The following is a 12,727-nucleotide window of genomic DNA, read 5'->3' on the forward strand; positions in this document are numbered from 1 at the left end:
CTATGCATAGCTTTAAACAACTACAGTGTTTTGTCGCCATCGTTGAAGAAGGCGGATTCACACCAGCAGCCCAAAAATTGTATATGACCCAGCCAGCCATTTCTTGGCAAATCAAGACGCTGGAAGGGGATATGGGGCTAAAATTAATTGAACGGAGTGAGCGAAAACTGGTTTTAACAGAAGCCGGTCGCTTATTCTATGAAAGTGCCAAAACCATCCTTAACCAGTACGAAAAGATGGATTGTGAGATGGAACAGTTTAAAAATATGGAAAAAGGTTCACTACGGATTGGTGCGTCTACTATTCCAGGCGAGTATCTTTTATCAGACAAGTTGGCCCGTTTTACTAGGATGTTTCCCCAAGCTGAATTGCGCATGCAGATAGGGGACTCTAGCAGTATTATTAAGATGCTCCTCCAGGAGAATATTAGCGTGGGCATTGTGGGATTACAACCCCAAGAAGAACAGATTGTGGCAAAACCTTTTCAGACGGATGAAATTGTTTGCATTGCACCCATAGGTCATCCCCTATGTGAGAAAGAACAGGTGTTGCTAGAAGATGTATTGCCCGAGAGAATTCTGATGCGTGAGTTCGGTTCAGGTACTCGCAACCAGTTGCAGCAAGAAATAAAGAAACGCAAAAATGTTAATTGCAAGGTGTTAATGGAATTGGGTAGTACACGAGCCATCCTATCCGCCGTAGAAGCGGGGTTGGGACTTAGCTGGGTTTCAAGAATGGCTGTGCGTGGTGAAAAAGTTAAGATCCTCACAATTGAAGATTTTCGCATCGAGCGAGAGCTATATATCATTTGGCTGAAGAATAGAACCCTAAGCCCCCTTGGTCAAACTTTTGTGGAAATGTTGGAGGAAGGGCATGACTGATTTAAATGAGATTGTAGTTCAAAAACTCAAAGAGCAAGGTGCTTCCTTTGTTGGATTTGCTGATTTGCTCCCAGTAAGAGAATATATCAAAAAGGAACATGGCGATGCGCTACTTCACTATCCACGGGCCGTGGTGATAGGTCTTGCCTACCCACGAGAGGTAGTTAATCAGCTGACGGATGGACCGACGCATACCTATCTTTATTACTATAATGTTCTGAATCGCAAATTAGATGAAATGGCTTTACTGATGGCCAATTATCTACAAGATCAGGGCTACCAGGCATTTCCTGTTCCCGCATCACAGCGAACAGGAGATGAAAGATTATCCGGAATCTTTTCGCACCGTCTGGCTGCCAACCTAGCAGGACTTGGTTGGATTGGAAAAAGTTCCTCTTTTATCCATCCAGATTTCGGGCCTAGGCATAGACTGGTAACTATTCTGAGTGATGCACACTTTGAGACAGGCACCCCTCTTAAAAATGGTTGCGGTAGCTGTAGGGCTTGCGTTGAGGCTTGTCCGGCAGGAGCCATAACAGGGAAAGAATTTTTAGCAGGAGATGTCTTAGAAGAACGATTTTTGGGTCATCTGTGTGATGACCATTTGAGTCGTGTGCGTAGTGCTTTCGGCAAAAGAGTTTGTGGAAAATGCATTGCTGCATGTCCCTATGGAAAGAGAGGAAATGGAAAATGAGTAAAAATAAAGAGGATAAGCAGAATCAATATTATTACGATAAAAAGAATGGGTGGGACGAAATGGACCGTGAAAAAGTGATGGCCCACGCCACTTCATATAAGGAATTTTTGGGGACTTGTAAAACAGAGCGAGAATCAGTGGACCATTTTATAAAAAAAGCAGAGGATGCTGGTTTTACAGCTTTTAAAGCAGAGGATTACCAAAAAGGATACAAGTTTTATTTCAACAATCGGGGAAAAGGGCTAATATTGGGCATTGTGGGAACAGAGTCTCTTTTGAATGGATTTAGTTTAGTAGGTGCACACGTGGACGCGCCTAGACTTGATCTTAAAGGACAACCTTTGTATGAAGACGATGGACTGGCCCTACTTAAGACGCACTACTATGGTGGAATCAAGAAGTATCAGTGGCTGTCAATACCCTTGGCCATTCACGGTGTTATAGTTTTAGAAAGCGGAGAGGTTAGGAAGATTGTGCTAGGTGAAAAGGACGATGAACCCGTCTTCACCATTGCTGATTTACTACCACACTTGGCGAAGGACCAGATGACCAAACCCATGAGCAAGGCGATTGAAGGCGAGGGACTAAATGTTCTTTTGGGGGCCATACCTTGTAAGGATAAAGAAGAAAAATCGCGTATTAAGAGTAATGTGATGACTCTTTTAAATGAGCGCTTTGGTATCAAAGAGGAAGATTTGATTAGTGCAGAGCTAGAGGTAGTTCCTAGTGGTAAGGCTCGTGATGTAGGTCTAGATAGTGCTTTTATCGGTGGATATGGTCAAGATGACCGCATCTGTGCCTACGCAGGGGTAGAGGCACTACTATCGGCGGAACAACTGCAATATAGTGCACTGGTCTTGCTTAGTGACAAGGAAGAAATTGGATCTAGTGGCAATACTGGTGCTCAGGGACGCTTTTTAGAATACTCGATTGCTAAGATGGCCCAAGCGGAAGGCTTACAGGGTTTATCTGTTATGGGAAGCATCATGGATAAGGCCAAAGCTCTTTCTGCAGATGTATCTGCTGCAATAGATCCTAACTATAAGAATCTTTTTGATACGAATAATGCACCCGAGTTGGGTAAAGGATTAATTTTGACTAAATACACAGGGTCTGGCGGTAAGTACGAAGCCAACGATGCGAGTGCAGAATATATGAGTGAAATTCGCAGGATATTCAACAAAGGTGGTGTAATTTGGCAGGCTGGCGAGCTGGGTAAGGTTGACCAAGGTGGTGGCGGAACCATTGCCATGTACCTGTCACAATTGGGAATTGAGACAGTTGATTCTGGGCCGGCACTATTGGGGATGCATTCACCTTTTGAAATTGCCGATAAGGCAGATATTTATAATACATATTTAGGCTATAAAGTATTTTTAGAAAGGAAATAAGATGAGTGAAGAATTACGTTTAACTGAAATGTCTAGCGCTGCTGGCTGAGCAGCTAAAGTAGGTCCGGGGACCTTGAGCAAAATATTGGAAAAATTACCGATGATAGAAGATAAGAATGTATTGATATGTGGCGACACCATGGATGATGCTGGCGTTTACCGACTTACAGACGAGTTGGCGATGGTACAGTCGGTGGATTTTTTCACACCGATGGTAGATGATCCCTACTTATTTGGCCAGATTGCTGCAGCCAATAGTTTGAGCGATATCTATGCTATGGGCGCAGAACCCAAGACGGCGATGAATGTTGCAGCATTTCCAGTAAACAAGATGGATCTCTCTATTTTGGAGGCTATTTTATGTGGAGGTGCAGATAAACTGATTGAGGCAAAAACCAGCCTGCTGGGAGGACATACTATTGAAGACGATGAACCCAAATACGGTCTGAGTGTAACTGGTATCGTTCATCCTGATAAAATCCTGGCAAATAGGGGCGCAAAAGAGGGAGATGTGTTGGTATTAACCAAACCCGTAGGCTCTGGTATTATTAGCACGGCCATTAAGGCTGAGATGGCGACAGTGGAACAAATTGCCAAAGTATCTGAAACCATGAGTACCTTGAATAAAGCAGCCTTCGATGCTACGAGAGGACTTAGTGTACATGCTTGCACAGATGTGACAGGATTCGGCCTGCTGGGTCATGCTTATGAGATGGTAGCAGATGACCGTGTTGGCTTTACCATCGAGTTCAATCGAGTACCGGTACTAGATGGAACGATGGATCTAGCTAAGATGGGGATGGTACCAGCTGGTGCGCATCGGAACAAGTGCTATCTTGCGGACAGATTGTTGTTTGCCGAACATATTACAGCCGAAATGCAAGATATTCTAAATGACCCGCAGACTTCTGGCGGTTTGCTATTGGCCCTTACAGAAACGGAAGCACAAACATATCTTAAACAAATATCAGATTTAGGTGGAAAAGGAAGCATCATTGGTTATGCAGATAAACATAGCCCAGGTAAAATTATAATTCGCTAACGAAAAAAGAATGTGAAGGTTTCGAAATCATCGGATTCAGCAAAGGAGATTGCTCTCTTTTGCTGAATTTTTTTGCGATGAGAGGAGGCGCAATGAACAAGAAAGGATCTACTACAATTTTGTTCGCCATTTTGCTACCGCTACTATTATTGTTCGGTATGTTCATTTTTGAAGCCTTGTGGGAGAGTTTGGCTAGGACTTATTTTGACCAAGCTTGTTACAGTGCGACAAGAAGTTGTCTAGCAGATTATGACACTAGTGTTTGGCAAGATTATGGTGTCTTCCTCTTCCAGGATGAGCCAGATGCCAAGCAACTTAAGGAGGATATTGAGAGTAACTTAGATAGCAATAATTGGCTGAAACTTCAGGTTACCCGGGTTCAGGCTCAGTCAATTGAGCCATTGGAAAGGGATGTGTTGAAAAGACAAATCCTTGAAAATGTAAAGTATGTGGCGCCGATTAGGGGAGCTCGGGCTTTATGGGATTTGGTCTCGCATTTAAAGTCGTCTGAATCGTATTCACATGCTGGTGCAAAGGCAGAACAATTGGAAATGACGCAGGAAAATATGAAAAGAACAGAGGAAAACAATAGGAAAATCAAGGACAAGAAGAAGGATATTAAGAGCCTCCGGCGCAGTATCAGCGCTGCAAAAAAAGAAGATCCACCTGACTCGGCGCGGATTGATAAACTAGAAAGGAAAGTACGTTCAAAAGAAAGAGAAATCGATAAGTTGTATGACGAAAATCGTGACCTTACCTATAAAACGCAAGATATTTTGACCAATCAGGGACTAAGCCAAGTGCCAGAAGAAGTAGATGCCAAGCAGATGGCTGAGGAAAGTAGGTTGCAGTCAACTTTGGATAAGATGACAAAAGCAAAAAAGAGAACAGAGGAAAGGCTAGGTTGGCGTGATGGGGCGACAGACCAGATGATATCAGGTAGTGAAATCGACACAGAGGATTGTGAGAACGCCTTGAATCTGATTCAGGCAGCTCGCGATATTCTAAAGGAGGGTAGAGACCGGTTTTATTTGGGAGAATATGCGCTAAAGTATTTTTCCGATGTCACGAGTGATAGCCATGAAGCGGAAATAGAATACTTGATTACCGGAGCCAAACATCCAGGAGCTTCCTATGGCCTACGTTTGTTAGCAGAGCGGGTGGCTTTAGATTCACTTGGCTATTTTCTATTGGATCCCAAATCACCACCGGAACTTCTGGCCAGAACCATCTACTCCTTAGTCTCAGGAGGAATACAAGGATTGATCGATCTTTACTACATGGTGGGATTAGAAGAAGCTGTACCCCTCATTCATATTACCCCGGGAACCACCAATCCATTTAAAAATATCCTGCTTGACTATGAGGACCACCAACGCTTGGATCTACTACTGACTGGTGAGGAAAAAAAACTAGACCGTATTCAAGAGCTTTTGCCAGTAGCTGGCTATACGGGCAAGCAAGTCCTTATTGAAGCTCGAATCCGCAGAATATTTCCCTTTCGCATAATTCGAAATGATGAAGCGCAAGATGATGCCAACTATGTACATCTCAGAAAGGAAATATGTATATGCTACTAAAGAATAATAGGCGAAGGGGCAGTCTTTGCCTTGAATTACTTCTATTCATGCCCCTCTTAGTAGGAATCTTTATATCCCTTATTTGGGGACAACTATTTTTTTTGGAGAGTCTTTATTTAGACCAAGCTACCTATGAGACCGTTAAGTCAATGGTGAGCATAGAAATTGCTGGAACGGCCTTTGGCTCTGTGCTTGGTGAGCAGTCAGAATCTATAATTTCATCACTTTGGGGCATAGGCTTGTCCGGAGATTCTGCAAAAAAGTTGATTTTAGCACATGATACTTCGGGTAGACTAACAGAAGAAAATATGGAACAAGTAAAAATCAAGAAGAAAGATGATGTCTTACAAGTTTTTTGCCGCTACCGCTCATCGTTTTTGCCAGATCTATTTATTGAGAGCAGAGCCGCAGAAAGGAGCTGGAAACCATGATTCTAAAACTATTGATGATGCTGTTCATATTTCTATGTATGGTATCGGATCTGAGGGAAAAACGGATACCGAACCATCTCATTGTTGCTTTTCTTATACCCTTGTCGGCAGGGGCCATCTATAATGGCCTACCAGAAGACTTTATGACCCTATCACTTCCCATTTTATTAATTTTATTTTTAATCTGGCTACTTGGCTTTTTAGGCGGGGCAGATGTGAAGGTCTTTATGGTATTGTCTCTCGCCTTACCAGGAACAACTGTGCTTAGGGTTTTATGCCTGACACTAGCTCTTTCGCTACTAGTATTTTTGATTCGAAGCATCTACCGGCGCTGCCTAGTGCGCTCCATGCCAATGATGCCTTTTATTGCGACAGCAACTTTGGTGATTTGGCTATGATGTACCTAGATGGATTAACACCACATTGTCAGAGCATGATCCAACAAGGAAAGATCCCCTACCTACTGATTGGTGTCCGAAGAAAAACAGATACAGGCTGGGGTATAGACTACCAGACCAAAGGTAAGCACCCGCTAAAAGAATTGCTCGAGAAGGGAGGAAGTAAAGAAATATATCGGTTTGCCCGACGTATTGTGTATTGCTATTATGATTTGGAGTCGGAATATTTCATACCAGGTAGTTATCTTTGCTTGGAAGTAGAGCAGATTTTTGTAGATAAGGACGATGAACTGTATTTTAAGCTGGACTCTGTTGGGCATTACCAGTTGTATCCCATCATGAGGATTCTGCTTTCAGACCGATGGCAAAAACAAATACTGATTCCAGAGAGTAGAAAAGAGTGGATGTTCCTAATCGAGGAGTGTGAACAGAAGGAGAAAATGACCAAACGCCTCATAATGGCCGAGAACGAGCCGGAAAAATCGGAGCAGAAAGGTTTCATGGAACGATTTTATGAAGCAAAAAAAGATTTAGTGAAAGACGACAAAAAGCTAGTCTTGCTATGGGTTGGATGCTTCTTTATTGGAGTCTTACTTTCGCTCTTTTCTTGAGTCCAGCCTCTAAATAGGATATAGTATAGAAGAAAATTTGGAGGTGACGTATGGAGTCGAGCATCATAATTACTTTTTTACTGTATCTTTTATTTATGCTTTTTGTAGGCATCTACTTTTACAAAAGAACGAGCGATTTGTCAGACTACATTCTAGGTGGACGAGGTCTTAACTATTGGGTAACTGCACTGTCAGCCCAAGCGTCGGACATGAGCGGTTGGCTTTTAATGGGCCTTCCCGGCGCAGCCTATCTTGCTGGCTTAGAATCTGTTTGGATTGCCGTAGGCTTGGCAGTAGGAACTTACTTGAACTGGAAATATACAGCCAAGCGGCTTAGAGTTTACACGGAAGTGGCCGGTAATGCTTTGACGCTATCGGATTATTTTCAAAACCGTTTTCATGACAAGTCCAACGTTTTGCGTATTGCAACAGCTGTTTTTATTCTGATTTTCTTTCTCATTTATACTGCCTCCGGCTTGGTTGCAGGCGGCAAATTGTTTAGCACTGTATTTGGTTTCCAATACCAGATTGCCGTTGCAGTTGGCGCCTTGGCCATCATAACCTATACCTTTTTGGGAGGCTTTATGGCTGTATCTTGGACGGACTTTTTCCAAGGTAGTTTAATGTTCTTGGCAATTCTGCTCGTTCCGGCTGTCAGTATTGTGACCTTGGGTGGATTTGGTGCAAGCCAAGCGGCTATAGCGGCCATCAATCCAGAGATGTTGAACCCCTTTAGTGATCTGAGTGGTGGCGCTCTTTCCTGGATGGCGGTGGTTTCTTCACTCGCTTGGGGTTTCGGCTATTTTGGACAACCACATATTCTATCTAGGTTTATGGCCATTGAAAAAGCAGATGAAATCAAAAAATCCCGTACTGTGGCCATGATTTGGGTAATCATTTCACTCTTTTGTGCAGTGATTGTCGGTATGTTGGGAAGAGCAATCATGCCTGGTCTAGAAGGAGCTTCTGTTGAAAAGGTATTTATGCTGATGGTTCAAAGCATGTTCAACCCTTGGATTGCAGGAATTATGTTGGCAGCTATTTTAGCCGCCATCATGAGTACGGCTGACTCTCAACTATTGGTGACAGCTTCTGCGATTTCACAAGATATTTATCGTCCCTTTATTAAGCCAAATGCTAGCCAAAAAGAACTGGTTTGGGTGGGTCGGATTACGGTAATCGTGGTGGCCTTAATTGCATTTATCATTGCCTTGAATCCGAATAACAAGGTACTAGATCTCGTGGCTTATGCCTGGGCAGGTTTTGGTAGTGCTTTTGGTCCGGCAATAATTATTTCGCTTTTCTGGAAACGGATGACCAGAAATGGAGCAATTGCGGGTATTCTGACGGGTGGTATCGTTGCTTTGGTATGGCAACAGCTTTCTGGCGGCCTGTTTGATTTATATGAGATTGTGCCAGGATTTATATTGGCGTCAATAGCAATTATTATTGTATCTAAGATGGGCGAAGAACCAGATGAGATAATCAATCGTGAATTTGAAAAAGTTTTGAAACTAGCGAAATAGAGAAGCGCCAGCTGGGGCTGGCGTTTTCTTTTTAGCTGCTTTACATGTAACATGTTAATAGCTATAATGGTCTAAGGGGGCTAAAGAATGCTTAATGAGTATGATTATATAGTAGTGGGAGCGGGCGTTGTGGGTTTGGCCATTACGGGCCATCTCGCTAAGAAGAACAAGAAAGTTTTGCTAGTCGAACAAAATGACTATGGAACGGCAGCATCGGGGACCAATTTAGGACAGCTTTCCGTAACTGACCGGAATCCTGGTCTTGAGATTGAGATGGTCAGGGAAACGTTTGCGGCCTATGCTGAAGCGAATGCGGAATACAAACTAGAATATTTACGAAAAGGCGGGCTTTGTACTTTGGAGACGGATGAAGACATAGCCATTGCTGAGCGTTTGGTTCCAGAAAAAAAAGCCAAGGGCTACGATTTAGAGCTTCTTTATGGAGATGAAATTACCAGGGTGGAGCCCTATATAGAAAATTTGAAAGGTGGCGTCTATTCTCCTGATGAAGGTCGCATAAACCCATTTAAAGTGAATCATTGGCTGATGCAAGAAGCCTTGGATGCAGGTGCAAAATATCTATCTTATACGAAAGTGCACAGCTTTGAAGAAACCAAAACAGGAATTACTTGCATCACGTCAGACCGATCTTATACAGCAAAGAAGGTAGTCTTGGCTACAGGGTCTTGGAGTAAGGAACTGTTATCTGGAATTGGAGTTGATCTTCCGATTGACTATATCCGAGGAACCGCCATGGTGACGCAGACCTTTCCGAAGATGATTAATGGACCGGTCGAAGACGGTGCTTTTTTCACAGGAAATGTCCCCGATGGAGATACCATCTATTTTGGGGGTGTTCAGGAAGAAAATGGCAGTATTGTTATTGCACAGGCCAATCGAGTAGGCGTGGACTATAACACGGAGGTGGACAACTTGGACTTGACGAAAATGGCAAAGCTCTTTTTGAGTCATTTCCCGGTCTTGAAAGATATACAGATTGTTAGATCTTGGTCGGGTAATACGACTACAACGCAGGATGATGAACCATTTTGGGGCTTTTGCCAAAACCACCCCAGGCTGTTTTTAGCCATTGCCTTCAAGGGAGCGTTTTCTCTGGCTCCTGCTGTTGGGAGGCGTACTGCGGATTGGTTGGTTGATGGATGCTATGATGAGCGTTATGAAAAATGGAGTCCCAATCGGATGGGACTAAATAAGGAGGAAGCATGAGAGTCGAAAAACATCCCATATTGGGAGATGCAGGTGAAAGAGAAACCGTGAACATCGTTGTTGATGGTAGACCCATCCAAGCTCGAAAAGGTGAGAGTATTGCTGCGGCCATGCTAGCAGAGAAGCTTCGTATCTGTCGCCGTACGGCTAGGCTTAAAGAAGCAAGAGGCCTATTTTGTGGTATCGGACAGTGTACAGACTGCGTGATGCAGGTGAACGGCGTACCCAATATCAGAACGTGCATTACCGAGGTGCAAGAAGGAATGGTTGTATGTAGCCAAGAAGGTGTGGGAACATGGGAGGCCAAAGATGAATAATTCCAAGATTGACTTAATCGTCATTGGTGCAGGCCCGGCCGGATTAGGCGCTGCTATAGAGGCGGCCAAACGAGGAGCAAAAGTTCTGGTCGTTGATGAGAATGCTAGACCCGGTGGACAATTATTCAAGCAAATTCATAAGTTCTTTGGTTCAAAGGAACATATGGCAGGGACACGCGGATTTAGAATTGGAGAAAAGCTACTGCGCGAAGCAGAGGAATATGGTGTCACTGTATTGCTAGATACGCTAGCCTGGGGAATTTTTAAGGATAATGTAGTAGCGGTCAGAAAAGGCACTCAGGCTTACTCAATCCAAGCGAAAAAAGTAATAATTGCAACAGGTGCTACAGAAAATGCACTTAGTTTCAAGGGCTGCACCAAGCCAGGGGTAATAACAGGTGGTGCTGCACAGACTATGGTGAATATTCAAAGAGTAACACCTGGAGAAAAAATTTTAATGGTCGGCACAGGTAACGTGGGATTGATCGTATCCTACCAGCTGATGCAAGCAGGGGCAGAGGTCGTTGGCATTGTAGAAGCAGCCCCGGCTGTTGGAGGTTACGATGTACATGCTAATAAAGTACGAAAAGCTGGTGTTCCGATTTATTTGGGCCATACAGTAATCGAGGCTTTGGGCAAAGATGAGGTTACGGGGGCATTAATAGCGCCGGTGGATTGTGATTTCAAGCCTCAAATGGAAGACGCCTTCCAGGTGGAGTGTGACACCATTTGTCTTGCTGTTGGTTTAGCACCGAGGATTGATTTGGCCATGAATGCGGGCTGCGAACACATATTTAGTCCGGTACTGGGTGGTCATATGCCTTGGCACGATAATAGAATGCGGTCTTTACCGGATGTCTATGTTGCTGGCGATGTAGCTGGCATTGAAGAAGCAAGCTCCGCGCTGGAGGAAGGTAAACTTGCGGGGGTGGCCGCTGCTGATGATTTAGGACTTTTAAATCCAAAGGAAAAGGAGTCTATCTATCAAGAAATCGAGTCTCGATTAAACAAACTCCGAAGTGGCATATATGGTGATAAGAGAAGAGAAGCAAAATGTGAACTGATCGAAAAGGGGGGTAAAAATAATGAGTAAAAACAAATTATTAGCTGATATATACTGCATAGAACCGATTCCGTGCAACCCCTGCGAAACCTCATGCCCTTTTGGTGCCATCACCATAGGTGAAAACATCACCAACTTGCCGGTTGTGAACGAGGATTTGTGCAGAGGCTGTGGTATATGCTTGGCGATATGCCCAGGCTTAGCGATAAGACTATTACAAGAAGAGTACAAGGATGGCACTTCCTTAGTGGCTTTTCCCTATGAATATGAACCACTACCAGAAAAAGGAGATCTGGTTCAACCGGTTGATATGCAAGGCAAGGTATTGGGAGAGGGAACCGTTATAAAGCTTCAAAAACCCTTGAAGGATGATCCGACCCGACTTGTTTATGTGGAAGTTTCTAGAGAGATTGCAAGGGAGGTTCGGAGTATCAAGCGACTTAAGAAAGAAAAAGTCGAGGAAGATATTATCGTGTGTCGTTGTGAAGAAATCGGTATGAAAGAAATATTGGCAGCCATTGAAAAAGGCGACCGAAGTCTGAATGCAATTAAGAGACGGACCAGAGCCGGAATGGGTCTATGCCAAGGAAAGACCTGCAGCAAGTTGATTTCCAGAATGATTTCAGAGGAAACTGGCTTGAAGGCAAATGAGATAGACCCTTCAAGCAAGCGCCAGCCAGTCAACCCAATAACGCTAGGAACTCTAGCGAGTACAGCGGAGCATCCTTTGATTCAGGATTTGGATGAGCTGAAGCGGGAATTGGAATCGTAGAGTCGGAGCTGCTATGGAAAAGAATCGTTATAAGAGCAAAAGTGAACTGGTGTTTGAAGAAATATGGGAACGAGTTACCCATGGTATTTTAAAGCCAGGAGATCGTTTCAGTGCTCAAGAAATTGCCGAGGAATTGGGGGTCAGCCGTACTCCGGTCAATGAGGCCATGAAGAGAATGTCTGAATATGGTCTAATACGAATTTTACCCAATGTAGGCTATCAAGTTAATGTGCTAAGATGGCGGGATATTGAGGATATCATGCGAATTGAGTGCCTTCTAGAAACGGAGGGACTCAGGCTGAATAAAAATGGATTTGATTCGGCTCTTATTCAGGAACTAAAAGATATCAATAGGAGAACGATTGAGGCCTTAGAACGCAAAGACCGACAAGCCTATTACCGATTGACAGATGAATTTCACGTCCGTTTTATTCACCTGTCTGGATCACGAATTTTGCAGGATGTATTCGTGAAAAACCGTCACTATGCGGGATGGGATGATGGGAAAATACTGGAAATGACGGAGTCACTCAAGGAATTGCTGAGGGACCACGATGCGGCTTTGGACCTCTTACTTGAGGGTCGGCTGGATGAAGCCATTGAGAATTTGAAGATTCACTCGGAACAATCCATCCAACTGGTACATCAAAGTTTAAAAAATAGTAAATATCCGGGTATATAAATTAAAGACAAGCCGCCCTTTGCGGTTTGTCTTTTTGTTCAAATTGATTTGCGAGTAGAATAAGCTATAATAGAGTATGTATATAATTTTATATTGATAAATGGGAGGT

Annotated in this window: 14 protein-coding genes; all 14 read left to right on the top strand. The window is 43.6% G+C overall.

Going from position 1 to position 12,727, the window contains the following annotated elements:
* Positions 1-2: 2 nt before the first annotated feature.
* The 14 genes from JR334_09475 to JR334_09540 all read left to right on the top strand — a co-directional run bounded on the left by JR334_09475 (position 3) and on the right by JR334_09540 (position 12,618).
* Entirely contained in the window at positions 3-881 is an 879-nt protein-coding gene (locus JR334_09475; GenBank protein QRN85175.1) for a LysR family transcriptional regulator, read from the top strand.
* On the top strand, positions 874-1,575 hold the full coding sequence (locus JR334_09480; GenBank protein ID QRN85176.1) for an epoxyqueuosine reductase: 702 nt from the start codon (positions 874-876) through the stop codon (positions 1,573-1,575). Before JR334_09475 ends, JR334_09480 begins: the two co-directional genes overlap by 8 nt.
* Positions 1,572-2,969: an aminopeptidase gene (locus JR334_09485; protein ID QRN85177.1), complete on the top strand. Its 1,398-nt coding sequence runs from the start codon at positions 1,572-1,574 to the stop codon at positions 2,967-2,969. Before JR334_09480 ends, JR334_09485 begins: the two co-directional genes overlap by 4 nt.
* A gap of 1 nt (position 2,970) precedes the next feature.
* A complete protein-coding gene (gene selD / locus JR334_09490; protein QRN85178.1) occupies positions 2,971-4,011 on the top strand; it encodes a selenide, water dikinase SelD in 1,041 nt (346 codons plus the stop codon).
* Between the two features lie 92 nt (positions 4,012-4,103).
* Entirely contained in the window at positions 4,104-5,591 is a 1,488-nt protein-coding gene (locus tag JR334_09495) for a hypothetical protein (GenBank protein QRN85179.1), read from the top strand.
* Between the two features lie 101 nt (positions 5,592-5,692).
* Entirely contained in the window at positions 5,693-6,022 is a 330-nt protein-coding gene (locus tag JR334_09500; GenBank protein ID QRN85180.1) for a hypothetical protein, read from the top strand.
* Entirely contained in the window at positions 6,019-6,420 is a 402-nt protein-coding gene (locus tag JR334_09505) for a prepilin peptidase (protein QRN85181.1), read from the top strand. Before JR334_09500 ends, JR334_09505 begins: the two co-directional genes overlap by 4 nt.
* The gene (locus JR334_09510) at positions 6,417-7,031 is read left to right on the top strand and encodes a hypothetical protein (GenBank protein ID QRN85182.1); all 615 of its coding nucleotides are present in this window, start codon (positions 6,417-6,419) and stop codon (positions 7,029-7,031) included. The genes JR334_09505 and JR334_09510 overlap by 4 nt, the downstream gene beginning before the upstream one ends.
* 50 nt (positions 7,032-7,081) lie before the next feature.
* Complete coding sequence (putP, locus tag JR334_09515) at positions 7,082-8,557, top strand: sodium/proline symporter PutP (GenBank protein QRN85183.1); 1,476 nt, start codon at positions 7,082-7,084, stop codon at positions 8,555-8,557.
* 87 nt (positions 8,558-8,644) lie between these two features.
* Positions 8,645-9,784 carry an FAD-binding oxidoreductase gene (locus tag JR334_09520; GenBank protein QRN85184.1) on the top strand — a complete coding sequence of 380 codons (1,140 nt, stop codon included), beginning with the start codon at positions 8,645-8,647 and terminating at the stop codon, positions 9,782-9,784.
* Entirely contained in the window at positions 9,781-10,101 is a 321-nt protein-coding gene (locus JR334_09525) for a (2Fe-2S)-binding protein (protein ID QRN85185.1), read from the top strand. Before JR334_09520 ends, JR334_09525 begins: the two co-directional genes overlap by 4 nt.
* Complete coding sequence (locus JR334_09530; GenBank protein QRN85186.1) at positions 10,094-11,194, top strand: FAD-dependent oxidoreductase; 1,101 nt, start codon at positions 10,094-10,096, stop codon at positions 11,192-11,194. Before JR334_09525 ends, JR334_09530 begins: the two co-directional genes overlap by 8 nt.
* A complete protein-coding gene (locus JR334_09535; protein ID QRN85187.1) occupies positions 11,187-11,936 on the top strand; it encodes a (2Fe-2S)-binding protein in 750 nt (249 codons plus the stop codon). Before JR334_09530 ends, JR334_09535 begins: the two co-directional genes overlap by 8 nt.
* Before the next feature lie 13 nt (positions 11,937-11,949).
* Complete coding sequence (locus JR334_09540) at positions 11,950-12,618, top strand: GntR family transcriptional regulator (protein QRN85188.1); 669 nt, start codon at positions 11,950-11,952, stop codon at positions 12,616-12,618.
* The last annotated feature ends 109 nt before the right edge of the window (positions 12,619-12,727 follow it).

This window comes from Clostridia bacterium (genome assembly GCA_016887505.1).
In the GTDB taxonomy this organism is placed as follows: domain Bacteria; phylum Bacillota; class TC1; order TC1; family UBA5767; genus UBA5767.

Coding starts and splice junctions, on each gene's coding strand:
- JR334_09475 (QRN85175.1), top strand. CDS start 3: ATGCATAGCTTTAAACAACTACAGTGTTTTGTCGCCATCGTTGAAGAA.
- JR334_09480 (QRN85176.1), top strand. CDS start 874: ATGACTGATTTAAATGAGATTGTAGTTCAAAAACTCAAAGAGCAAGGT.
- JR334_09485 (QRN85177.1), top strand. CDS start 1,572: ATGAGTAAAAATAAAGAGGATAAGCAGAATCAATATTATTACGATAAA.
- JR334_09495 (QRN85179.1), top strand. CDS start 4,104: ATGAACAAGAAAGGATCTACTACAATTTTGTTCGCCATTTTGCTACCG.
- JR334_09505 (QRN85181.1), top strand. CDS start 6,019: ATGATTCTAAAACTATTGATGATGCTGTTCATATTTCTATGTATGGTA.
- JR334_09510 (QRN85182.1), top strand. CDS start 6,417: ATGATGTACCTAGATGGATTAACACCACATTGTCAGAGCATGATCCAA.
- putP (QRN85183.1), top strand. CDS start 7,082: ATGGAGTCGAGCATCATAATTACTTTTTTACTGTATCTTTTATTTATG.
- JR334_09520 (QRN85184.1), top strand. CDS start 8,645: ATGCTTAATGAGTATGATTATATAGTAGTGGGAGCGGGCGTTGTGGGT.
- JR334_09525 (QRN85185.1), top strand. CDS start 9,781: ATGAGAGTCGAAAAACATCCCATATTGGGAGATGCAGGTGAAAGAGAA.
- JR334_09530 (QRN85186.1), top strand. CDS start 10,094: ATGAATAATTCCAAGATTGACTTAATCGTCATTGGTGCAGGCCCGGCC.
- JR334_09535 (QRN85187.1), top strand. CDS start 11,187: ATGAGTAAAAACAAATTATTAGCTGATATATACTGCATAGAACCGATT.
- JR334_09540 (QRN85188.1), top strand. CDS start 11,950: ATGGAAAAGAATCGTTATAAGAGCAAAAGTGAACTGGTGTTTGAAGAA.